23 protein-coding genes are annotated in these 22,037 nt (G+C 67.6%); 3 read left to right on the top strand and 20 right to left on the bottom strand.

Going from position 1 to position 22,037, the window contains the following annotated elements:
- Positions 1–201: 201 nt before the first annotated feature.
- Positions 202–1,455, bottom strand: coding sequence for a UDP-N-acetylglucosamine 1-carboxyvinyltransferase (murA, locus tag J3476_RS12820; RefSeq protein WP_207066845.1), 1,254 nt, complete (start codon positions 1,453–1,455; stop codon positions 202–204).
- A 92-nt stretch (positions 1,456–1,547) separates the two neighbouring features.
- On the opposite strand from murA, the gene J3476_RS12825 reads away from it, so the two are divergent.
- Entirely contained in the window at positions 1,548–2,141 is a 594-nt protein-coding gene (locus J3476_RS12825) for a cob(I)yrinic acid a,c-diamide adenosyltransferase (RefSeq protein WP_207066846.1), read from the top strand.
- A 9-nt stretch (positions 2,142–2,150) separates the two neighbouring features.
- On the opposite strand, the gene J3476_RS12830 is transcribed toward J3476_RS12825, so the two are convergent.
- From J3476_RS12830 to fadD1, 16 genes are all read right to left on the bottom strand, one after another.
- Positions 2,151–2,597: a DUF2550 domain-containing protein gene (locus J3476_RS12830; RefSeq protein WP_235682291.1), complete on the bottom strand. Its 447-nt coding sequence runs from the start codon at positions 2,595–2,597 to the stop codon at positions 2,151–2,153.
- An 11-nt stretch (positions 2,598–2,608) separates the two neighbouring features.
- A complete protein-coding gene (locus J3476_RS12835; protein ID WP_207066847.1) occupies positions 2,609–2,974 on the bottom strand; it encodes a F0F1 ATP synthase subunit epsilon in 366 nt (121 codons plus the stop codon).
- Positions 2,975–3,045: 71 nt separating this feature from the next.
- Entirely contained in the window at positions 3,046–4,479 is a 1,434-nt protein-coding gene (gene atpD, locus J3476_RS12840) for a F0F1 ATP synthase subunit beta (RefSeq protein WP_152518077.1), read from the bottom strand.
- Between the two features lie 37 nt (positions 4,480–4,516).
- Positions 4,517–5,446, bottom strand: a complete 930-nt coding sequence (locus tag J3476_RS12845) for a F0F1 ATP synthase subunit gamma (RefSeq protein ID WP_207066848.1) — start codon at positions 5,444–5,446, stop codon at positions 4,517–4,519.
- Positions 5,447–5,476: 30 nt separating this feature from the next.
- Positions 5,477–7,117: a F0F1 ATP synthase subunit alpha gene (gene atpA / locus J3476_RS12850; protein ID WP_152518079.1), complete on the bottom strand. Its 1,641-nt coding sequence runs from the start codon at positions 7,115–7,117 to the stop codon at positions 5,477–5,479.
- 50 nt (positions 7,118–7,167) lie between these two features.
- Positions 7,168–8,499 carry a F0F1 ATP synthase subunit B/delta gene (locus J3476_RS12855; protein WP_207066849.1) on the bottom strand — a complete coding sequence of 444 codons (1,332 nt, stop codon included), beginning with the start codon at positions 8,497–8,499 and terminating at the stop codon, positions 7,168–7,170.
- A gap of 2 nt (positions 8,500–8,501) precedes the next feature.
- Positions 8,502–9,020: a F0F1 ATP synthase subunit B gene (locus tag J3476_RS12860; protein WP_152518081.1), complete on the bottom strand. Its 519-nt coding sequence runs from the start codon at positions 9,018–9,020 to the stop codon at positions 8,502–8,504.
- 15 nt (positions 9,021–9,035) lie between these two features.
- The gene (locus J3476_RS12865; protein WP_098006198.1) at positions 9,036–9,281 is read right to left on the bottom strand and encodes a F0F1 ATP synthase subunit C; all 246 of its coding nucleotides are present in this window, start codon (positions 9,279–9,281) and stop codon (positions 9,036–9,038) included.
- Between the two features lie 111 nt (positions 9,282–9,392).
- Positions 9,393–10,178: a F0F1 ATP synthase subunit A gene (gene atpB / locus J3476_RS12870; RefSeq protein WP_163677589.1), complete on the bottom strand. Its 786-nt coding sequence runs from the start codon at positions 10,176–10,178 to the stop codon at positions 9,393–9,395.
- 2 nt (positions 10,179–10,180) lie between these two features.
- Positions 10,181–10,633, bottom strand: coding sequence for an ATP synthase subunit I (locus J3476_RS12875; protein WP_152518083.1), 453 nt, complete (start codon positions 10,631–10,633; stop codon positions 10,181–10,183).
- A 274-nt stretch (positions 10,634–10,907) separates the two neighbouring features.
- Positions 10,908–12,134 carry a glycosyltransferase family 4 protein gene (locus J3476_RS12880; RefSeq protein ID WP_207066940.1) on the bottom strand — a complete coding sequence of 409 codons (1,227 nt, stop codon included), beginning with the start codon at positions 12,132–12,134 and terminating at the stop codon, positions 10,908–10,910.
- A gap of 59 nt (positions 12,135–12,193) precedes the next feature.
- The gene (locus J3476_RS12885; protein ID WP_207066850.1) at positions 12,194–12,874 is read right to left on the bottom strand and encodes an L-threonylcarbamoyladenylate synthase; all 681 of its coding nucleotides are present in this window, start codon (positions 12,872–12,874) and stop codon (positions 12,194–12,196) included.
- A 13-nt stretch (positions 12,875–12,887) separates the two neighbouring features.
- Complete coding sequence (prmC, locus tag J3476_RS12890; RefSeq protein WP_207066941.1) at positions 12,888–13,715, bottom strand: peptide chain release factor N(5)-glutamine methyltransferase; 828 nt, start codon at positions 13,713–13,715, stop codon at positions 12,888–12,890.
- 23 nt (positions 13,716–13,738) lie between these two features.
- On the bottom strand, positions 13,739–14,812 hold the full coding sequence (gene prfA / locus J3476_RS12895; protein WP_207066851.1) for a peptide chain release factor 1: 1,074 nt from the start codon (positions 14,810–14,812) through the stop codon (positions 13,739–13,741).
- A gap of 97 nt (positions 14,813–14,909) precedes the next feature.
- Positions 14,910–15,134: a 50S ribosomal protein L31 gene (gene rpmE / locus J3476_RS12900; protein ID WP_152518086.1), complete on the bottom strand. Its 225-nt coding sequence runs from the start codon at positions 15,132–15,134 to the stop codon at positions 14,910–14,912.
- Between the two features lie 173 nt (positions 15,135–15,307).
- A complete protein-coding gene (gene fadD1 / locus J3476_RS12905) occupies positions 15,308–16,903 on the bottom strand; it encodes a fatty-acid--CoA ligase FadD1 (protein WP_207066852.1) in 1,596 nt (531 codons plus the stop codon).
- A gap of 107 nt (positions 16,904–17,010) precedes the next feature.
- Between fadD1 and J3476_RS12910 the strand changes: the two genes are divergently transcribed.
- The gene (locus J3476_RS12910; RefSeq protein ID WP_283612729.1) at positions 17,011–17,643 is read left to right on the top strand and encodes a TetR/AcrR family transcriptional regulator; all 633 of its coding nucleotides are present in this window, start codon (positions 17,011–17,013) and stop codon (positions 17,641–17,643) included.
- Here the strand turns inward: J3476_RS12910 and J3476_RS12915 are convergent.
- Positions 17,636–18,238: a maleylpyruvate isomerase family mycothiol-dependent enzyme gene (locus J3476_RS12915; protein WP_207066854.1), complete on the bottom strand. Its 603-nt coding sequence runs from the start codon at positions 18,236–18,238 to the stop codon at positions 17,636–17,638. The two genes, J3476_RS12910 and J3476_RS12915, sit on opposite strands and share 8 nt — an antisense overlap.
- 63 nt (positions 18,239–18,301) lie before the next feature.
- Here J3476_RS12915 and J3476_RS12920 point away from each other — a divergent pair, with 63 nt between their 5' ends.
- A complete protein-coding gene (locus J3476_RS12920; RefSeq protein ID WP_207066855.1) occupies positions 18,302–18,736 on the top strand; it encodes a MarR family winged helix-turn-helix transcriptional regulator in 435 nt (144 codons plus the stop codon).
- A gap of 49 nt (positions 18,737–18,785) precedes the next feature.
- Here the strand turns inward: J3476_RS12920 and rho are convergent, their stop codons facing one another.
- Together rho and thrB are read right to left on the bottom strand one after the other, a co-directional pair.
- Positions 18,786–20,792 (bottom strand): transcription termination factor Rho, encoded by a 2,007-nt coding sequence (gene rho / locus J3476_RS12925; RefSeq protein WP_207066856.1) that lies wholly within the window; start codon positions 20,790–20,792, stop codon positions 18,786–18,788.
- 300 nt (positions 20,793–21,092) lie between these two features.
- Positions 21,093–22,037 carry a homoserine kinase gene (thrB, locus tag J3476_RS12930; protein WP_207066857.1) on the bottom strand — a complete coding sequence of 315 codons (945 nt, stop codon included), beginning with the start codon at positions 22,035–22,037 and terminating at the stop codon, positions 21,093–21,095.

Here is a 22,037-nt window from a genome sequence, read left to right on the forward strand (position 1 = left end):
TATTGAGTTCTCAAACAACATGTCCCTGTTTCGGGCAACCCTGCCAGCTTAGATCACTCTGGCTAGGAAGGTCAAGCCCCGTCCTATTTGTCCGCTCGTTTCCGTTCGGACCCGGCCGGTTGGCTTCTGGCGGAAATACTACGCGCTGTCGCGCAAACGCCCAAATGGCCAGCGTACAGACTGTTTCGGTGCCGCGCAGCGTTATACGACGCGTTCGATCTCGGCACCGAGACTCACCAGGTTCTCGACGAACCGGGGGTAGCCGCGATCGATGTGGAAGACATCGTGAACCTCCGTGTCGCCGTCGGCGACCAATCCCGCCAGCACCAGCCCGGCGCCGGCCCGGATGTCCGACGACCACACCGGAGCACTCGACAGCTGCGGTATCCCCCGCACCACCGCGTGATGACCGTCGGTGCGCGCATCGGCGCCGAGTCGGATCATCTCCTCGACGAACCGGAACCGGGCCTCGAACACGTTCTCCGTGATCATCGACGTCCCGTCGGCGATCGCGGCCAGGCCGATCGCCATCGGTTGCAGGTCGGTCGGGAAGCCGGGGAACGGGAGCGTCGCGACGTTGACCGCTTTCGGGCGGTCGTACTGAACCACCCGGAATCCGTTGTCGTTCTGGGTGACGGTGGCACCGGCGTCGTGCAGTTTGTGCAGAACCAGCTGGAGGTGAGCCGGGTCGACGCCGGTGACAGAGATGTCGCCCCGGGTCATCGCGGCCGCGATACCCCACGTCGCCGCCACGATGCGGTCACCGATCACCCGGTGTTCGGTTGGATAGAGTCGGTCGACGCCGGTGATCGTCAACGTCGACGAACCAGCGCCCGCGATCTGCGCCCCCATCTGATTGAGCATCGTGCACAGATCGACCACGTCGGGTTCTCGTGCCGCGTTGTGAATCGTCGTCACCCCGTCGGCCAGCACCGCGGCCATCAGGATGTTCTCGGTCGCACCCACCGACGGGAACTCCAACTGGATCTCCGCGCCATGCAGGTGGTCGGCCTCGGCGACGACGCAGCCGTGTTCGATGTTGCACCGCGCCCCGAGCTGCCGCAGACCCGACTGGTGCATGTCCAACGGTCGGGAGCCGATCGCGTCGCCGCCGGGCAAGGCGACCTTGGCCCGCTTACACCGGCCCACCAGTGGTCCGAGCACACACACCGACGCCCGGAACTGACGCACCGCGGCGAAGTCCGCGTCGTATTTGGGCTCGTCGGGCGAGGTGATGCGCACGATGTCGCCGTCGAGTTCGACGTTGGCGCCCAACCCCCGCAGGACCTCGGCCATCAGCGGAACGTCGAGAATGTCGGGGCAATTAGTGATCGTGCTGGTGCCGTCGGCGAGCAGCGCAGCCGCCATCAGCTTCAGAACGCTGTTCTTGGCGCCCCCGACGGCGACTTCGCCCGATAACCGGCTGCCACCGGTCACCACGAAATGCTCGCTCACGCCGGTTAGTGTAAACAGCCCGCCGGGCCATGTCAGGCAGCCGAGCCGCAGGCCGCCACGCCGGTCGGCAGGGCGTGCCGTAGCGTTTCAGTATGGCTGTGCACCTCACCCGGATCTACACCCGTACCGGCGACGATGGGACCACCGGCCTCAGCGATTTCAGCCGGGTGTCGAAAAACGATCTGCGCCTCTCGGCGTATGCGGATTGTGACGAGGTCAACGCGGCAATCGGGGTCGCGATAGCGCTCGGCTCTCCTGAGGGGCGCGTGCGCGAGGTGCTTCTGCAGATCCAGAACGACCTGTTCGACGCCGGCGCGGATCTGTCGACACCCGTCGTGGCGGAACCCGAATATCCGCCGCTGCGCATCGAACAGCGCTACATCGACCGCTTGGAGTCGTGGTGCGACGAGTTCAACGAGGATCTGCCCGCGCTGAACTCGTTCATCCTGCCCGGCGGCACACCGTTGTCCGCGCTGCTGCAGGTCGCGCGCACCGTGGCGCGTCGTGCCGAGCGGTCGGCGTGGCAGGCGGTCGACGCCCACGGCGAATCGGTCAGCGTGTTGCCCGCGAAGTACCTGAACAGGCTCTCGGATCTGCTGTTCATCTTGTCCCGCGCGGCCAACCCGGACGGAGATGTGCTCTGGCAGCCAGGCGGACAGCGCGACGTCGACGACGCCGAGCGCTGACCGGCAGGGTCAGAAGCTCCGCCGCCGGGTCCGCGGGGACGGTCGGGACTCCAACCACGACGTGAACGCGGTCAATGCCCCGCGATCGAGTGCGATCTCATAACCCCGCCCGCGTTCGGGCCCGGTGTCGCGCAACTCCAGGATGATGATCTCGTTGGTCATGATGTCGAATTCGTCCCCGCGCGGCGAGCGGCGGGAGACGACTTCCAGCCCTCGCCGGGTCAATGTCCGATCCGGCCACCAGCGGATGCTGGACAAGCGGTAGAAACCGGCCTCGCCTCCCCGGTAGCGCATGACGCCGTGCCGCCAACCGTGTCCACCGATGGCCGGAACGTCCCGAAGGATCGCCGCCGTTCCTCCGACCTGCCTCAACTTCCAGAGGCGGTAGAACAACGCCGCGACGAGCAGCGCGAGCACACACACCAGCGCGACCATGAACAGCATGGACGCGCTCACCGGGCCGCTTCCTAGTCGATCTGCCCCAGGGCGCGCAGACGTGCGCGCCCCCAGGCGGCCGTCCTGGGATCGTCGGACTCCGAATCCTGTTTGGCCTCGTCGGCGTTGATCTCGGATTCGAACTGCGCGTTCTCGACCAGGATCCGGACCGCCTCTTCGGTGACGGACAGGAATCCGCCATCGACGGCGATCCTCAGGTCGTCTTCGCCCTCCCGCTCGACCCGGACCATGGCGTCGTCGACGAGCTGCGCGACGAGCGGGATGTGGTTGGGCAGGATGCCGATCTCACCGGCGGTGGTGCGGGTGAACAGGAACGTCGCCTCCCCGGCCCACAACTCGCGTTCCACGGCAACGATCTCGAGATTGAGAACCGCCACGTCACACCACCTTTCGGAACTCGATGCTCGCCGAGCTCATCACACTCGTCCGTTCTTCGCGCGAGCGCTCATCACAACTTGGCGCCGAGGCTCTCGGCCTTCTTGGCCAGGTCGTCGAGGCCGCCGATGAGGAAGAACGCCTGCTCGGGCAGGTGGTCGAAGTCGCCCTTGGCCAGCTTGTCGAACGCCTCGATGGTCTCCTTCAGAGGCACCGTCGAGCCCGGCTGGCCGGTGAACTGCTCGGCCGCCATCATGTTCTGGCTCAGGAAGCGCTCGATGCGGCGCGCACGCTGAACCAGCTGCTTGTCCTCCTCGGCCAGCTCGTCGATACCGAGGATCGCGATGATGTCCTGCAAATCCTTGTAGCGCTGCAGGATTCGGATGACTTCCTGGGCGACGCGGTAGTGCTCGTCGCCGACCACCGCCGGGTCCAGGATCGTCGAGGACGACGCCAGCGGGTCCACCGCCGGGAAGATGCCCTTCGAGAACACTGTGCGGGAAAGCTCGGTGGTGGCGTCGAGGTGCGCGAACGTGGTCGCCGGCGCCGGGTCGGTGTAGTCGTCGGCGGGCACGTACACGGCCTGCATCGAGGTGATCGACTTACCACGGGTCGAGGTGATGCGCTCCTGGAGCTCGCCCATCTCGTCGGCCAGCGTGGGCTGGTAACCCACCGCGGACGGCATACGGCCGAGCAGCGTCGACACCTCGGATCCGGCCTGGGTGAACCGGAAGATGTTGTCGATGAACAGCAGCACGTCCTGGCCCTGCTCGTCACGGAAGAACTCGGCCATCGTCAGCGCCGACAGGGCCACGCGCATACGCGTGCCCGGCGGCTCGTCCATCTGACCGAACACCAGCGCGGTGTCCTTGAGCACGTTCGCGTCTTCGAGCTCGACCCAGAGGTCGTTGCCCTCGCGGGTGCGCTCACCCACGCCGGCGAACACCGAAGTACCACCGAAGTTGCGGGCGATGCGGTTGATCATCTCCTGGATGAGCACCGTCTTGCCCACGCCGGCACCGCCGAACAGCGCGATCTTGCCACCGCGCACGTACGGGGTCAGCAGGTCGACGACCTTCAGACCGGTCTCCAGCATCTCGGTGCGGGGTTCCAGCTCGGAGAAGGCGGGCGGCTTGCGGTGGATCGACCAGTGATCGAAGTCCTTGCCGTAGCCCGGCTCGTCGAGGCAGTCGCCGAGAGCGTTGAACACGTGGCCCTTGACGCCGTCACCGACGGGCACCGAGATGGAGGCCCCCGTGTCGGTCACCTCGACCCCACGGACCAGTCCGTCGGTCGGCTGCATCGAGATGGTGCGCACCAGGTTGTCGCCGAGGTGCTGGGCGACCTCCAGGGTCAGCGTCTTGGACAGCTCCTTGTAGGAGATGTCGGCGTGCAGCGCGTTGAACAGCTCGGGTACGGCGCCGCGCGGGAACTCGACGTCGACGACCGGGCCGGTGATGCGAACCACGCGACCCGTGGTCTCTTTGGCTTCTGCGGTTGCAGTCATTTTCTCTTCGCTTCCTTACGGGCCGTACTACTGAAGGTCATTTGGCGTCGGCCAGCGCGTTGGCGCCGCCGACGATCTCGCTGATTTCCTGGGTGATCTGAGCCTGACGTTCGCGGTTGGCGGCCAGCGTCAGGGCCTTGATCAGATCGTCGGCGTTGTCGGTCGCCGACTTCATCGCGCGGCGTCGCGACGCCGACTCCGAGGCCGCCGCCTCCAGCAGGGCCGCATAGACCCGGGTGGCCACGTATCGCGGCAGCAGCGCGTCGAACAGCGTCTCCGGATCGGGCTCGAACGAGAACAGCGTGCGGGGCCCCTCCTCGGGCTGCTCGTCCTCGATGTACTCGACCACCATCGGCGCGATCCGCCGGGCCACCGCGCTCTGCGACAACATCGACTTGAACTCGGTGAACACGATGTGCAGCTCGTCCACGCCGAGGATGCCGTCGTCGCCCGGCTCGTCACCGTCGTCGTCGGCGCCGGACATGAACGCGGTCACGAGCGTGTCAGCGATGTCGCGGGCGTGCTCGTAGTCGGGCCGCTCGGAAAACCCGGTCCAGGAATCGGTCACGGTGCGCTGACGGAAATTGAAGTATCCCAACGCTTTGCGACCCACGACGTACAGCACCGGGTTCTTGCCCTCTTCCCGCAGCAGCGAGAAGAGCTCTTCGGCCTGGCGCAGCACGTTGGCGTTGTAGGCACCGCAGAGCCCGCGGTCCGAGGACACCACCAGCACACCGGCCCGCTTGGCCTCTTCACGAGGAACCAGCAGCGGATGATCCAGCGCGCTCGCGCTGGCCAGCTCGGTGAGCATGTTGGTGATCTCGGTGCTGTACGGCCGAGCCGCCTCGACTCGGGCTTGCGCCTTGCCGATCCGCGAGGTGGCGATCAGTTCCTGTGCCTTGGTGATCTTCTTGATCGACCCGGCGGAACGGATACGCCCGCGGAGCTCACGCAGTGTTGCAGCCATCTAGCTCTCCAGACCCTTCAGCGCTCGGTCCTACTTCCCGGCCTGCTTACGGACCTTGACCGACTCCTTCTGGACGTCTTCTTCGTCCATGGCCTCGGTCTCGGCCTCGTTGACCACCGAGCTTCCGTCCGAGGCGGAGAAGCCCTTCTTGAACTCGTTGATCACGTCGGACAGCTTGTCCTGAGCTTCCTCGGAGAGCTTCTTGGTTTCCCGGATCTCGTCGATGATGCCTTCGTGGGAGGCCTTCACGTGCTCGAGCAGCTCGGTCTCGAAGCGCGCGACGTCTTCCACCGGAACGGAGTCGAGGTGCCCACCGGTGCCCAGGAAGATCGACACGACCTGATCCTCGACGGCGTACGGCGTGTACTGCGGCTGCTTGAGCAGCTCCACCAGTCGCGCACCGCGGTCCAGCTGGGCCTTCGACGCGGCGTCCAGGTCGGAGGCGAAGGCGGCGAACGACTCGAGCTCACGGAACTGTGACAGCTCCAGACGCAGCGACCCGGCCACCTCTTTCATCGCCTTGATCTGCGCGGCGCCGCCGACGCGCGACACCGACACACCGACGTTGATGGCCGGTCGCACGCCCTGGTTGAACAGGTCGCTCTCCAGGAAGCACTGGCCGTCGGTGATCGAGATGACGTTGGTCGGGATGAAGGCCGAGATGTCGTTGGCCTTGGTCTCGATGATCGGCAGGCCGGTCAGCGAGCCACCGCCCAGTTCGTCGGACAGCTTGGCGCAGCGCTCGAGCAGCCGCGAGTGGAGGTAGAACACGTCGCCAGGGAACGCTTCGCGGCCCGGCGGGCGGCGCAGCAGCAGCGAGATCGCGCGGTAGGCGTCGGCCTGCTTGGTCAGGTCGTCGAACACGATCAGCACGTGCTTGCCGTCGTACATCCAGTGCTGACCGATGGTCGAGCCGGTGTAGGGGGCAAGCCATTTGAAGCCGGCGGAGTCCGATGCGGGAGCAGCGACGATGGTCGTGTACTCCATCGCGCCACCCTCTTCGAGGGCCCGCTTCACCGAGGCGATCGTGGTGCCCTTCTGGCCGATCGCGACGTAGACGCAGCGCACCTGCTGCTTGGGGTCGCCGGTCTCCCAGTTCTTGCGCTGGTTGAGGATGGTGTCGACGCAGACGGCGGTCTTGCCGGTCTTGCGGTCACCGATGATCAGCTGGCGCTGACCGCGGCCGATCGGGGTCATCGAGTCGATGGCCTTGATACCGGTCTGCAGCGGCTCGCTGACGCTCTGTCGCTGCACCACGGAGGGGGCCTGCAGCTCCAGCGCGCGGCGCTCGCTGGACTCGATGTCACCCTGCCCGTCGATCGGCTCACCGAGGGGGTTGATGACGCGGCCGAGGAATGCGTCGCCGACAGGCACCGACAGCACCTCGCCGGTGCGCTTGACCTGCTGGCCCTCCTCGATCTTGCCGAACTCACCGAGGATCACGGCGCCGACGCTGTGCTCGTCGAGGTTCAACGCGACGCCGAGGACGCCGCCGGGGAACTCGAGCAGCTCCTGGGTCATCACCGAGGGCAGACCCTCGACGTGGGCGATGCCGTCACCGGCGTCGATGACGGTGCCGACCTCTTCGCGATCGGAATCCGCGGAGAAGGAGGAGACGTAGTCCTCGATCGCTCCTTGGATGTCAGCAGCCGAGATAGTCAACTCTGCCATGGCTTTTCGCTTCCTGCCTTTTGGTGTTCTAGAGGGTCTGTGAGTTCGGGTCAGTCGGGCAGCCGGGTCTCGGCCGACGCCAGCCGCGAGGACAGCGAGCCGTCGATGACCTCGTCGCCGACGGTCACGGTGAGACCGCCGAGCAGGGAGGGGTCGACGTGCAGCTGCACCGACACCGGATGGCTGTAGATGCGGGTGAGCACCTCGGTGAGGCGGGTGCGCTGGGCGTCGCTGAGCTCGGCGGCGGCGGTGATGTGTGCGACCACCTCGCCGCGGCGTGAGACCGCCAGCTCGGCAAGGTCTCGCACCGCCTCGTCGGCCCGCTCGCCGTGCAGCAGCTCGACGGTCTGGGCCAGCAATGCCTTCGTGGTGCCGTTGGCCTTGTTCCCGAGAAGCTTGTCCAGCAACCCGATTCGGCCTTCGGCGGGCGTGGTGTAGTCGCTCAACAGGGCGCTCAGCTGGGACTCACCGTCGAGAATCCGGCTGAATCGGAAGAGCTGCTCTTCGACCTCACCGGCCTCGTCGTTGCGCTCGGCGCGCACCAGCAGTGCCAGGCGGGCGAGGTAGCGGATCGCGTAGGCCAGGTCATCCTCGGTGGACCAGCGCTGTGCCACCGCGGTTTTGACCAACTCGAGCGCGGTGTCGGACACCTTGCCCGACAACAGTGCCTCAGCCAGTCCGCTCTTGGCTTCGCCGCTGTCCGTGGGCTCGGCCAGATGCTTGCCGAGCACCGGCTGGGACCGCAGCAGCTCGGCCACCGAAACCAGATCGTCGGCCAGCGACGTGAGGCCGTCGGCGGGCACGTCGGTGGTCTGCTCATCGAACCGCGAGACCACGACCTCCATCGCCTCGCGGCTGGTGGCCCGCATCTTGGCTCCGGCACTGTCTGCGACGTTGGCCTCCGAGGGCGCCATCGCGTCGAGTTCGTCGAGGAACCGGTCCACCGTCGCAGCACGATTCGAGTCGTCGGAGACGTGCTGCTGCACGAGATCCCGCGCCCGGTTCACCGATTCGGTGCCCAGTTCCTGGCGGAGCTCGCGGATCAGCTGCTGACGCAACAGTTCCATCTGCGCGGCACCCTGGACCTTGATGCGCTCGACGTCGGCGTCGGCCTGCTCCCGAAGCTGAGCGGAGATCTTCTCGGCGTCTGCGCGAGCCTCCTCGACCACCCGCTTCGCCTCGGCCTCAGCTTCGGCGACCGCTTCGGCGTGCTTCTCGTCGGCGCGTGCCACCTTCTCCGCCGCAGCGGAACTGTCCTCCAGCTGCTGGCGGACGTTGTCCTGCTGCGTGCGCATCATGTTCCGCACCGGTGGCACCACATAGCGCACCACCAGGAACACGATGACCACGAACCCGATGAACTGACCGATGAATGTCGACATGCCTACCGTCCCTGGCTCGTCGTCTCGGCAGGGCCGGAGCGTGTGACGTCGACCCCGAGCACCCGGCTGGCCAGCGTCTCGGACAGCGTCTCGATCGACGACCGCAGCTCGTCGGCGGTCTGCCGACCCTGCCGGGACAGTTCCTCGTTGGTTTTCTGCACCGCGGCGGTGGCCTCCTCGTTGGCACGCGCTCGCATGTCTTCGAGGATCTGCCGGCCTTCGCCGCGCGCCTCGTCGCGGATGGACGAGGCTTCTCGACGCGCCTCGCCCATCACCTTCGCCGAGTCGCCGTGCGCGGCGGCGAGCAGTTCGGCCGACTTGCGGTTGTCCTGCTCCGTCTTGGCGACCATCGCTTCACGCTCGTGCAACACCGCGCTGATCGGAGGCACCACGAACTTGGCGATGACACCCAGCACGATCAGGAAGATCAGCAGCACGAAGATGAATGTGCCGTTGGGCAGCAGGAAGTTGTTCTGCCCGCCTTCCTCCGCGGCGAGGACAGTGATGCTCAGGTCACCCATGACTCTCCAGTCCGACTACGCGACCGGGGTGGCGAAGACGAACAGCGCCATGAACGCCAGGTTGATGAAGTACATGGCCTCCACCAGACCGACGGTGATGAAGAACGGCACGAACAGCCGGCCCTGGGCCTCAGGCTGGCGGGCCACGCCTTCGACCAGCGCGCTACCGACGACACCGTCGCCGATGGCTGCGCCGATGGCGCCGCCGCCCAGCAGAAGTCCACCGCCGATGAGTGCGCCGGCAGCGATCGTGGGATCCATTTCTTTCCTCCTTGCTAACTGGCAGGGCGTCCCTACCAGGTCTGGGTTGAGTCGATCAGGTTGGTTGGAGCTGGTTGGTCACAATGTCTGGTGAAGCTGTCTCGTGAAACCTCAGTGATGTTCGTCTTCGAGCTCCATCGACTGCCCGAAGTACAGGATCGTCAGCAGCGCGAAGATGAAGGCCTGGATGGCGCCGATGAACAGCTCGAACGACTTCCACAGCGCGTTGGGCGCCCACATGATGTAGGCCGGGAACAGCGCGATGATCGTCACCATGATGCCGCCGGCGAAGACGTTGCCGAAAAGTCGGAGGGACAACGAGATCGGCTTGGCGAGCTCCTCGACGATGTTGATCGGCGCGAGGAAAGCGACGTGCCCCTTGACGAGCTTGATCGGGTGGCCGACCGCGCCGCGGCGCCAGAAGCCCGCAGCGTGGTAGCAGATGAACACGAACAGGCCCAGCGCCAGTACGAAGTTGATGTCGGCGGCTGCCGGTTTGAGGAACTCGTGGATTCCGGTCTCGTCGCGGTACTGCCACGGGAACACCGACAGCCAGTTCGCCACCAGGATGAACACGAACAGCGTGACCGCCAGCGGCAGGACGAACGGCGCGATCTTCATCCCGATCGCGCTCTCGATCTGGTTGCGGGTCTGCACGGTGATGGCTTCCCAGAACAACTGCACACCGCTGGGCACGCCGGAGGCGGTCACCTTGGAGCGGAGGTAGAAGGCCAGCGCCAGGACGATGACCGCGGCGATCGACGTCGAGAGCAGCGTGTCGGTGTTGACGGTCAGACCGAACCAGTTGGCCTCGGTGTGCACGCCGACGTGGATCCCGGACTCGGCGGCCAGGATCGTCACCGGCTGTGCCGGGTCAACGACATTGATGTCCGTCATTGCTAGCTCGCATCTCCTTCAGCACCGTCACGGCCTTGGGTTGCTGCCCCGGACCGCAGTTTGCGGGCGACGGGCAGGGTGGTGGAGAACACCAAAAGCATCTGGAACAGCGCCATCCCGAACACCACCCCGAGCCCCTGCGGCCGGAAGACGAACGCGATGGCCAGGCCGATCACCGAGAGCACCATCAGTCGGGCGGCCGAGTTCAGCGCCATGGCGCTCTTGAGTGGATGTTCCTTGGCGGTGATCTTGGTGACCGAGCGGCGCACCAGCACCGCGTTGATCAGGCCGAGCCCCAGGCCGATGCCGAAGAAGACCCCCACCATGACGTGACCGAGAAGAGCCGCGCCCAGGGTGCCCAGTCCGGCCAACACCACGCAGATCACGAAGAGTCGCAACGGCCTGAAAGCTATGGATGGCAACACCAACGGCGCGTCCTGCGCTGGCGTCGTCACTGACTCACCTCAATCCCGCGGTCAAGCATCATTCACCGAAGCCGTCCTGGATGGTTCCTGTGCGTGGCGCCCGTAGCGTATCGGAGGGCGGCAGACGCGCCGGAATCACCCAAGGGGTAGCTCCTGTGATCGGTCAAACTGTCGGTCGTTGGTCCATTCCGTCCGCCGCTGAAACGGTGGCGCCGAACGGGCCGGAGGGCCGGCAACCCGCGAGGTTCTTCGGGTTCTGAGAGCACCCTAACATATGGTCGAGGCCACAAAAGAGGGCCTACTACTACCTGTCGTATACGCTTTGCGAAGTGGCCTCGCCGGCAGCATTCCTGCGCCGCAGGAGCGGGATCAGCGTCACCACGACGGCGACCAGGATGGCGGCACCCATCACCGCGGCGGTGTCCCGCGGATCGAAGAAAATGGTGCTGGCGGCCCCCAGCGCAACGATGCCCACCCACAGGTAGATCAGTAGCACCACGCGGCGGTGGGAGTGCCCGATCTCGAGCAATCGGTGGTGCAGATGCATCTTGTCCGGGCTGAACGGGCTCAGGCCGGCGCGGGTGCGGCGGATGATGGCCAGCAGCATGTCCAGCGCCGGGACGAACATCACGGCCACGACGAGCAGGAACGGCGACAACAGTGCGAAGACGTCGCGCACCCCGTACGCGGTCTGCGAGATGGGCCCCGCGGCGGTGGTGGACGCGGCGGCCAGCATCAGCCCGATCAGCATCGAGCCCGAGTCACCCATGAAGATCCGGGCTTTGTGGAAGTTGTGGGGCAGGAAGCCGAGGCAGGCGCCGGCCAGCACCACCGAGATCACCGCGGGCGGGTAGAACAGCACGTCTCCGCCGTGGTCGCGCAGCAGACCGACCGAGAACAGGCAGATCGCCGATGCGGTGATCAGCCCCAGCCCCGCGGCCAGGCCGTCGAGCCCGTCGACGAAGTTCATCGCGTTGACGATGGCCACGGTCAGCGCGAGGGTGAGCAGGATCGACGCGACCTGGTCGAGCACGATGGTGCCCACCCCGCCGATCGGGATGTAGAGCACACTCCAGGCCACACCCATGGTGACCAGCACACTGGCGGCGGTGATCTGGCCCGCGAACTTCGTCAGTGCGTCCAGCCCCCACCGGTCGTCGATCAGGCCGACGAGCATGATCAGCCCTCCGGCGACCACGACCGCGGGCATGCCCGAGGAGTAGACGAACCCGCGAGTGAGCGCGGGCAGTTGCGAGGCCAGCAGTACCGCGGCCACCACGCCGAGGTACATCGCCAGCCCGCCCATCCGCGGGGTCGGCTGCAGGTGCACGTCGCGTTCCCGCGGGTAGGCCACCGCGCCCCACTTCGTCGCCAGCACGCGCACGAAGCCGGTGGCCAGATAGGTGATGACGGCCGCGGTGAGGCCGACCAGCGCCAACTCGCGCAGTGGGACACCGGCGCCGCGATCGGACAGTGCCAGCAGGGTTTCGTGCCCGGAGAAGGCGAGCGGGCTGGGGCGCTCGGCCAGCACGAGAAGACTCTCGGCCTGCTGGGCCGCCGCGATCACCGCTGCACCGTGTGCCACCAGAGTCAGGCCTGGTCTGCCGGCTGCTCGGGGGCGTCTGTCAGGCTCTCGGCGTCGACGCCCAGCACCGACGCGATCGCCTCGACTGTCACCGGGCCCTGTCGCAGCACCCGCGGGTGCGCGCCGGTGAGGTCGACGATCGTGGAGGCGGACTGCTGCTCGGCGGGTCCGCCGTCGAGGTAGACGTCGACCAGGTCGCCGAGTTGGTCGCGGGCCTGGTCGGCGGTGACCGCCGCCGGCCGCCCGGAGATGTTGGCGCTCGAGACCGCCATCGGGCCGACCGCGCGCAGCAGTTCGATGGCCACCGGGTGCAGTGGCATCCGCAGCATCACCGTGCCATTGGCGTCGCCGAGGTCCCACGCCAGGGACGGGGCCTGCCGGACCACCAGGCTCAGTGCCCCCGGCCAGAACGCGCGGATGAGTTCTTTGGCGCTGTTGGGCACGGTGTAGACCAGGCCCTGGATCGTGTGCCACGACCCGACCAGGACCGGCACCGGCATGTCCCGGCCCCTGCCCTTGGCCGCCAGTAGCGCGGCCACGGCGCTGCCGTCGAACGCGTCGGCGCCGATGCCGTAGACGGTGTCGGTGGGCATCACCACCAACCGGCCACCCTTCAGGGCGCTGATCGCTGCGGCGATACCGGTTTCGCGCTCCCCCGGGTCGGTGCAGTCGAACAAATCGGTCACGAAAACCAGCCTCTCACCCGCCGCGTACCGCGGTCACGAATCGGGGTCGTCCGGACAGGTCGTGTCGGGCGTTGACCTCGACGAACCGCCGGGTGGACAGCAACGCGTCGGCGGTGCGTGCCGACGTGGTGTCGTCGTGTTCGATGGCGCACCGGCCGCCCGAACGCACCAGCCGGGCCGCCAGACCGGCCAGCGGATCGATCACGGCCATGCCGTCGCGGCCGCCGTACAGGGCGTGGGCCGGATCGTGTTCGGCCACCTCGGGAGACAGCTCTGCACCGAGCGGAATGTAGGGCGGGTTGGCGACCAGCAGGTCGACGGTGCCGTCGAGGTCGCTCAGCACACCCGGGCGGGTGACATCGGCGCACCGCAGCTGCACCGACGTCCCGGCCGCGTTGCGCCGGGCGTACGTCAGCGCCTCCTCGTCATCGTCGACCGCGATGACCTGCGCTGACGGCCGCTCGCTCGCCAAGGCGATGGCCAGCGCCCCCGACCCCGTGCACAGGTCGACGATCACCGGCCGGTCGGGCAAGGGCTGGGCCAGCGCCCATTCCAGCATCGACTCGGTTTCCGGCCGCGGGATGAACACGCCCGGGCCGACCGAGACGGTGACGGGGCCGAACGGAGCGTTTCCGGTCAGGTGTTGCAGCGGTCTCCGCGCGGCGCGGGAAGCGATCAGCTCGTGATAGCGATCGGCGAACCCCGGCCAGGGGTCGGTGAACGCCAACCGACTGCGGTCGGTGCCGGCGACGTGGGCGGCCAGCAGTTCGGCGTCGACCCGTGGCGAGGCGACGCCGGCGGCGGCCAAGGTCTCCGTCGCGGCGTCGATCAGCCGGCGCATCGTCACCGGCCGCTCGGCCACGCTCACGTGCTCTGCAACCGAGCCTGTTTGTCGGCGGCGGCCAACGCGTCGAACAGCGGGTCCAGGTCACCGTCGAGCACCTGGTCGAGGTTGTGCGACTTGTAGTTGATGCGGTGATCGGCGATCCGGTTCTCCGGGAAGTTGTAGGTCCGGATGCGCTCGCTGCGGTCCACGGTGCGAATCTGGCTGGCCCGGTCGGCCGACGCGTCGGCCTGCGCCTGCTCCTCGGCCATCGCCTGGAGCCGCGCGGCGAGCACCTGCAGGGCGCGGGCCTTGTTCTGCAGCTGCGAGCGTTCGTTCTGGCAGGTGACGACGATCCCGGTGGGCAGATGCGTGATCCGGACCGCGGAGTCGGTGGTGTTCACGCCCTGGCCGCCCTTACCCGAGCTGCGATAGACGTCGATGCGCAGGTCGGATTCGTCGATCTGGACCTGCTCGACCTCCTCGGGCTCCGGATAGACCAGCACGCCGGCCGCCGACGTGTGCACGCGGCCCTGAGATTCGGTGACCGGTACGCGTTGCACCCGGTGCACGCCGCCCTCGAACTTGAGCCGCGACCACACCCCGTCGGCGGAGTCGCCCTTGCTGGTGATCGACAGCGTGGCGTCCTTGTAGCCGCCCAGGTCCGAGGTCGTCTCGTCGAGAACCGTCACGGTCCAGCCGTGCCGTTCGGCGTAGCGGATGTACATCCGGGCCAGGTCCGCGGCGAACAGCGCCGATTCCTCGCCGCCCTCGCCGGACTTGACCTCGAGCACGATGTCGTCGGCGTCGTGCGGATCGCGCGGTGCCAGCAGATCGGTCAGGCGCGCGTCGAGCGCTGCGACGGTCTCGGACAACTCGTCGACCTCGGCGGCGAAGGAGTCGTCGTCGGCGGCGAGTTCGCGGGCCGCGTCGAGATCGCCGCGGGCGGTCTCGAGCTTGCGGTAGGTGGTGACGATGGGGGTCAGCTGCGAAAACCGGCGGCCGGCCTTGCGAGCGGCGACCGGATCGGCGTGTAGCTCGGGATCGGACAGTTGGCGCTCGAGATCAGCGTGCTCGGCGAGGATGGCCTCGATCGCGGGTGCGATATCGGTCATCTCGCCTCCTTCGGCCGTTCTCGGGTTCTGCGATCAGCTCCGATCCACGAAACGGCGCCCGCCTGCGCAGTGCAGCAGACGGGCGCCGATCGGAGGGCTACTTGTCGGCAGCCTTGGCGCGCTTGCCGTAGCGCTTCTCGAAGCGGGCAACGCGGCCGCCGCTGTCGAGGATCTTCTGCTTGCCGGTGTAGAACGGGTGGCACTGCGAGCACACCTCAACGGTGATCTGCCCGCTCTTCTTGGTGCTGCGGGTGGTGAAGCTGGCACCACAGCCGCACAGCACGGTCGTGTCTACGTAGTCAGGGTGGATACCCGATTGCATGGCTTCCTCTTCCATCGGGGGCCCCGGGTCGCCCTCCCCCGGCCGAATGGACCGGAAAGGAGTGTGCGGCGTGAACCGGGACCGAGGTCGTGACGTTCCGGCCCTGGGGCCAGATGCCTGGTGCGATTATGCCAGGTCAGCCGCCAGTAGCCTAAACGCGCACGCGGCGGAGGCTATTCCTGGCGATCGGACTGGACGTAGGCCTGCCCTCCACGCCGCCACAGCAGCCGACCGGCGGGGTCGGTGCCCATCGACACGAGTTCTCGTTTGAGCACCTTGTTCGTCGCGGTACTGGGTAGCTGTTCGGCGATCCAGACGTATCGCGGCCACGCCTTCGGGGACAGGTCCGGTTGCGCGGCGAGGAAGTCCGTGAACTGTTCGGGACTCAACGTGGCGTCGTCCTGCAGGACGATCGCCGCCATCACCTGATCGCCGACGAGCTCATCGGGAACGGGATAGACGGCGACCTGGCTGATGGCGGGTAGCCGGATCAGGATGCGCTCGATGGGCGCCGCAGTCATGTTCTCGCCGTCCACCCGCATCCAGTCCGCGGTGCGGCCGGCCAGGTAGATCCAGCCGGCGGCGTCGCGGTAGGCGAGATCGCCGGACCAGAACATGCCGTTGCGCATCCGCTCGCCGGTGGCACCGGGATCGTTGTAGTACCCGGCGAACATGCCGGAACCCTCGGTGTTGACCAGTTCTCCGATGGCCTCGTCGGGGTTGATCAGTTGGCCGTGCGCATCGAACCGGGCGACTGCACATTCGGACACAGTGTCGGGGTCGTAGATCGCCACCCCGGGGAAGCCCTTGCCGATGGAACCGGGCGGGCACCCCTCCTCGCGCGTGACGGTGACCGCGTTCTCGGTCGAGCCGAAGCCGTCCCACACCGTGCAGCCGAAGCGTCTGCCGAATTCGGCGATGTCACGGTCGCTGGCCTCGTTGCCGAACGCGACGCGAAGCGGGTTGTCGTGGTCGTCGGGCCGCTCGGGGCTGGCGAGGATGTAGGCCAGCGGCTTGCCCACGTAGTTCATGTATGTGACGCCGTAGGCGCGCACGTCGTCGATGAACCGCGACGCGGTGAACTGGGCGGGAGCCATCGACGCGCCGGCGTTCAAGGCCACCGACCAGCCGGCCAGCACTCCGTTGGAATGGAACAGCGGCATCGACAGGTAGCAGACGTCCTCGCCGGACAGTTCGAAGCGGGCAACCAGCGCCGCGCCGGCGAGCAGCACCATCGCATGCATGACCTTGACGGCTTTCGGGTCGCCGCTGGTCCCGGAGGTGAAGATCAGCATGAACGTGTCGGTGGCCGCGACCTCGCGATGCGGTCTCAGTTCGCCCTTCGCGGGAGCGGTCAGGTCCTCCCAGTCGGGGCCGCCCACGAGCAGCACCCGCACGCCGGGCAACTCCAGCCCGTCGAGCAGGCCGACGTGCGCGGGGTCGGTGAGCAGAATCTGGCAGTCGGCGCGCACGATGTCGCGGGCCAGCGCGGCGCCGCGGCGGGTGTTGTTGATGCCGCAGACGACGTACCCGCCGAGCCCGGCCGCGGCCATCGCGGTGAGCATGTCCGGGGTGTTGCCGAGGAGAACGCCGACGTGCAACGGGCGGTCGGGATCGGCGATGCCGATCAGTGCGGCTGCCTGACGGGCGGCCTCGTCGAGGTGCTCGCGCCACGTCCAGGTCTGTGCGCCGCACTTCACCGCGACCCTGTCGGCGATCTCGTCGTTGTCGCGCAGTTCTCGCAGCAGCTGTTGAACGGTTTCCGCCACTTCATCACCCTTCCCGCAGGTGAACAAATTCTTGCATGTGTCAACTGTCGACCCGCCCGCACCCGGCATCGCCCCACCGAACCCCGGCCGTCTGCGAAGATAAATCGGTGAGCGTCGACACCGTGGCCACATCGGAGGCGAAGCCCGAGACGAGATCCGTCCGCGACCGGCTGATCGATGCGGCCGAACAATGCCTGACCGCCAAGGGCATCCGCGCCACGACGGTCTCCGAGGTGGCCGAGGTCGCCGGGGTCAGCCGCGGCTGGCTGTACCGCCACTTTCCCGACAAATCCGAACTGCTCGGTGCCGCGATCGTCCGGCTCAACGACGCGTTCTGGACCGAATCCCGGACCAGGCTCGACGCGGTGAGCAGTCTCGATCAGCAGATCGCCGTCGGGGTGGTGCTCGCCCGCCAGGAGTCGGAGACGCCCGGCGCCCTGGTGCTCAAGCTGCGCCAGGAGGAGCCCGAGGCGTTCGCGGCCTGCGTGGGACTCGGCATGCGCGGGCTGATCCCCGAGATCGCGGCGTTCTGGACGCCCTACCTGCAGGCCGCCGTGGACCGCGGCGAGATCCATCCTGACACCGACTGCGCCGAAGCCGCCGAATGGATCGCCCGCATCACGATGAGCCTGGCCACCGTGCCGGGCGAGCGCTGTGACATCGACGATCACGAATCGCTGTTGCGCCATGCCCGGCGCTACATCGTCGCGGGGCTTCGCTGCGACCCCGGGGTCAGCTGAGCCGTTCGGCCGCCTCGACCGGGCGACCGGTGAGCAGCAGGAGCAGCTCGCGGATCGGCATCTCGAGCACACGCCCCTGCCCGACGGCGAAGTCGGCATCGGAAGCGACCAGCCGCACTCCGGCGAACCGGCGTCGCGCGTGGAACGGAAAGCCGCGCTGCCACACCCGGTGCGCGGCGACGACAGCCGCCGCGGCCGGCATCGGCCGGTCGATGCCCAGCGGAATGCAGATGTCCTGGGTATGCACCAGCACATCGGTCAGCGGGTCCTGCGCGGTGGTGCCCGGTGGATGACGGCGCGAGCCGACGACACCGCGCAGGTTGGCGGCGATCTCGGACGCCGGCCGGTGGTCCGCGACGGCCATCCGGTTGACCAGGGCGTCGAACCGGAAGCCGCTGCGCGCGGCTTCAACGAGCATGCGCGGCATCGGCAGCGCGGCATGGGTCAGATGGGCCGCGACGTGACGCACCGTCCATCCGGTGCACAGCGACGGGGTCTGCCAGCAGTCGGGGTCGGCGGCGTCGAGGTCCTCGAGGAGATCGGCGAGTTCCCCGCGCTGGGTGTCGATGTGCCGCCACACGGTGCCGGTGTCCATAGCGCCTCCACTGGTACGAAGAACTGACTAAATATAGTCAGGTATTCGTACTACATTCAAGGGATGGAGGACCAGCCGAGCACACCGGTGCTGATGTTCGTCGCCCATCGCGATGTGGAGAGCCGGGTGATGGCGGCGCTGGCCGAGGCGGGCCTCGACGACATCACCAGCGCCCAGTCGCGCCTGATGCAGCGCCTCGATCCCGCCGGCATGCGGCTGACCGACCTGGCCGAGCAGGCGAGGGTGACGAAACAGACCGCGGGCGCGCTGGTCGACCAGCTGGAACGCGCGGGCTACGTCATGCGCCGGCCGGACCCGTCTGACGCCCGCGCCCGACTGGTGACACTGAGCGAGCGGGGCCTCACCGCGTGCTCGGCCGCCGCGGCAGAGGTCGCCGAAGTCGAACAGGAATGGCGGCGCCACCTCGGTGACACCGCGTATCGCGGCCTGCGGGACGCGCTGATCGCGCTGCGCACGGTCACCGACCCCTACCGGTGATGTCGATCCCGGCGACTGCACGCAGCGCCGACAACGACCCCGGGATCGCTCAGTCGGTGTCGCCGCCGGGGGTGTTCTTGGACACCTGGACCAGGAACTCATAGTTGTTCTTGGTCTTGCGCAGCTGGCTCATCAGCAGGTCGATGGCCTGGTGCGGGTCCAGACCCGACATCACCCGGCGCAGCTTGTGCACGATGGCGAACTCGTCGGGCGAGAGCAGCAGCTCGTCCTTGCGGGTGCCCGACGGGTTGACGTCGACGGCCGGGAACACCCGGCGCTCGGCGATCTTGCGGTCGAGCTTGAGCTCGGCGTTGCCGGTGCCCTTGAACTCCTCGAAGATGACCGTGTCACCGGTGGAGCCGGTCTCGACCATCGCGGTCGCGATGATCGTCAGCGAACCACCCTCTTCGATGTTGCGTGCCGCGCCCAGGAACCGCTTGGGCGGGTAGAGCGCGGTGGAATCGACACCACCGGACAGGATGCGGCCCGACGCCGGGGAGGCGTTGTTGTAGGCGCGGCCCAGCCGGGTGATCGAGTCCAGCAGCACCACGACGTCCTTGCCCTGCTCGACCAGGCGCTTGGCGCGCTCGATCGCCAGCTCGGCGGCCTGGGTGTGGTCGGACGGCGGCCGGTCGAAGGTGGAGGCGATGACCTCACCCTTGACCGAACGCTGCATGTCGGTGACCTCTTCGGGTCGTTCGTCGACCAGCACCACCATCAGGTGGCATTCCGGGTTGTTGCGGGTGATCGCGTTGGCGATGTCCTGCATGATCGTCGTCTTACCGGCCTTCGGCGGCGACACGATCAGGGCGCGCTGACCCTTGCCGATCGGCATGATCAGGTCGATGACACGGGTGGTCAGCCGGTCGGAGCTGGTCTCCAGCCGCAGCCGCTGATTCGGGTACAGCGGGGTGAGCTTGCTGAACTCGGGACGCTGCTTGGCGTCCTCGACCGACCCGCCGTTGACGCTGTCGATGCGCACCAGCGGGTTGAACTTCTGCCGCTGGTTGTTCTGCTCACCCTCTTTGGGAACCCGGACCGCGCCGGTGATGGCGTCGCCGCGGCGCAAGCCGTTCTTGCGCACCATGTTCATCGACACGTAGACGTCGTTCGGGCCGGCGAGGTAGCCGGACGTACGCACGAACGCGTAGTTGTCCAGCACGTCGAGGATCCCGGCGACGGGCTGCACGACGTCGTCGTCGCGCAACTCGGTGTCGCGTTCACCGCCGCCGCCCCCGTCGCCGCCGCGCTCGCGGCGTCGACGGTCACGGAACCGACGCCCACGCCGGCCGCCGCGGCCGTCGCCGTCGTCGTCATTGTTGTTGTTGCTGTTGTTGTTATTGCTGTTGTTGCCGCGGTTCTGGCCGCCGCCCTGCTGGTCGTTGCCCTGCTGGTCGTTGCCGCCGCCGCCCTTGTCGGGCCGGTCGGGCCGGTCGGACTTGGCGCCCTGGTTGTCGCGCCTGTTGCGGTCCCGGTCGGGCGCGTCGGACTTGTCCGACGGCTCGGACTTCTCGGTGCGAGCCGGCTTGTCGCCACCCTTGGCCTGCTGCCCGTTGTCCTGCTGCTTGTCGCCGCGCTGGTTGTCGTCCTCGGAGCGGTCGGCAGGCTTGTCACCGGTCGGCTGGGCCTGGCCCTGCTCGCGGGAGGCCGAGCGACGCTCACGCCGCTGCGGCGCGCGCTGCGTCTCTGCGGTCTGCTCCGGCGTCTCACCGCCCGCTTCCGGGGCGGGAGCGCTCTGCTCGGCGCTGGGCGCCTTCTTGCTCTGAGCGGTCCCGTTGGCGTCACCGCGGCGCTCGCGGATGGCGGCGACGAGTTCGCTCTTGCGCATCCCGGAGGCGCCCTCGACGCCGATCTCCTTGGCCAGGGCGCGCAGTTCCGGCAACACCATGCCGGACAGCGAGCCGCGGCGGGCAGGCGCAGCGCCTTCCGCGCTCGACGCCGAGGATTGCGACGACGGGGCCGCATCGGCGGGGGCGGAGACGTCTGCGGTCACGGGGTTCGACAGCTCGCCGCTCTGGGTGCTGCCACCAGCCGTGAAGAGGTCCGTATCAGTCACGGATTTCCTTTCTTCCCTCGCTGACCTGGTCACGCGGGGGTTCGGTGCGTTCAGCCGAGGGGCTCAACGCCACGGTCACACCATTGCCATCGCAACGGTGATGTCCGGGATTCGCCGAATACGGCGAACCGTCTGTCCACAAATTGAAGACCTGGAAGAAGAGTGGTCGTCCTAATGTCGGCGCAGGTAATACACGCTGCGATGGCTGGACGAGAGCGAGAATAACCCGCATCGAGGCCGGAAGCAAGAAACTGCGTGCTTCGCATGTTGCGTGTGTTACTCCCCGCCGTGGTGGGTGGGTTACCGGTGAACCGTCACGCCGGTGGTCCACCTGACGCCGTCACCGACCGACATCCGGTCGACCGCGAAGCCGTTGATCCGGCCGAACTCGAGAGCTTCGGCCGGCAACTCGGCGTCCGTACTCATCGCCAGAACCGCAGGTCCAGCACCTGACAGCACTGCTGCCACGCCACAACGCCGCAACACCGTCAGGTATTCCGCGGAGGCGGGCATCGCCGAGGCGCGCTGCGGTTGATGCAGCACATCCTCGGTGGCGGCCATCAACAGGTCGGGGCGTTGGGTCAGCGCGACCACCAGCAGCGCCGAGCGGCTCAGGTTGAACCGCGCATCGGTGTGGCTGACCTGGTCGGGCAGCACCGCCCGGGTCTCGGCGGTCGAGGAACGCACCTGAGGAACGGCGGCGAACAGGTTGATGTCCGGGTGCAGACGGATGGGCGCTGCCGCGTAGCGCCGGGACGACCCGCACACCTCGGTCCAGGACACCACCGCACCGCCGAGCACCGCGGCCGCCGCGTTGTCGGGATGCCCCTCGAACTCCGAGGAGATCTGCACCATCTCGTCTTCGGTCATCATCGGGCAATCAGCTTGCGCGGCAAGCCCGTTGGCCGCAGCAAGTCCGCCGACGACGGCCGCGGCCGACGATCCCAACCCGCGGGAGTGCGGGATGTCGTTGCGGCACCGCACCCGTAGCCCGCCGGCGACGGTTCCCGTCGCGACCAGGCCGCGTTCGATGGCGCGGACCACCAGATGTGAACCGTCCAGCGGCACCTGGCCGGCGCCCTGCCCCTCGACCTCGACGACGAGCCCGGATTCGGTTGTCTCGACGATGATCTCGTCGTACAGGCTCAACGCGACGCCCATGCTGTCGAAACCGGGCCCGAGGTTGGCGCTCGACGCCGCCACCACGGCGGTGGCGGTCAACCCGGGGGGCAGTTGGTGGTTCAC

Source organism: Mycobacterium sp. PO1 (assembly GCF_017312405.1).
Classification (GTDB): domain Bacteria; phylum Actinomycetota; class Actinomycetes; order Mycobacteriales; family Mycobacteriaceae; genus Mycobacterium.

Coding starts and splice junctions, on each gene's coding strand:
- J3476_RS12915 (WP_207066854.1), bottom strand. CDS start 18,238: ATGGACACCGGCACCGTGTGGCGGCACATCGACACCCAGCGCGGGGAA.
- atpB (WP_163677589.1), bottom strand. CDS start 10,178: ATGACGGACATCAATGTCGTTGACCCGGCACAGCCGGTGACGATCCTG.
- atpA (WP_152518079.1), bottom strand. CDS start 7,117: ATGGCAGAGTTGACTATCTCGGCTGCTGACATCCAAGGAGCGATCGAG.
- prfA (WP_207066851.1), bottom strand. CDS start 14,812: ATGACCGATATCGCACCCGCGATCGAGGCCATCCTCGCCGAGCACGCT.
- J3476_RS12855 (WP_207066849.1), bottom strand. CDS start 8,499: ATGTCGACATTCATCGGTCAGTTCATCGGGTTCGTGGTCATCGTGTTC.
- J3476_RS12860 (WP_152518081.1), bottom strand. CDS start 9,020: ATGGGTGACCTGAGCATCACTGTCCTCGCCGCGGAGGAAGGCGGGCAG.
- atpD (WP_152518077.1), bottom strand. CDS start 4,479: ATGACTGCAACCGCAGAAGCCAAAGAGACCACGGGTCGCGTGGTTCGC.
- J3476_RS12865 (WP_098006198.1), bottom strand. CDS start 9,281: ATGGATCCCACGATCGCTGCCGGCGCACTCATCGGCGGTGGACTTCTG.
- J3476_RS12920 (WP_207066855.1), top strand. CDS start 18,302: ATGGAGGACCAGCCGAGCACACCGGTGCTGATGTTCGTCGCCCATCGC.
- rpmE (WP_152518086.1), bottom strand. CDS start 15,134: ATGCAATCGGGTATCCACCCTGACTACGTAGACACGACCGTGCTGTGC.
- prmC (WP_207066941.1), bottom strand. CDS start 13,715: ATGCGCCGGCTGATCGACGCCGCGACGGAGACCTTGGCCGCCGCCGGC.
- J3476_RS12845 (WP_207066848.1), bottom strand. CDS start 5,446: ATGGCTGCAACACTGCGTGAGCTCCGCGGGCGTATCCGTTCCGCCGGG.
- J3476_RS12825 (WP_207066846.1), top strand. CDS start 1,548: ATGGCTGTGCACCTCACCCGGATCTACACCCGTACCGGCGACGATGGG.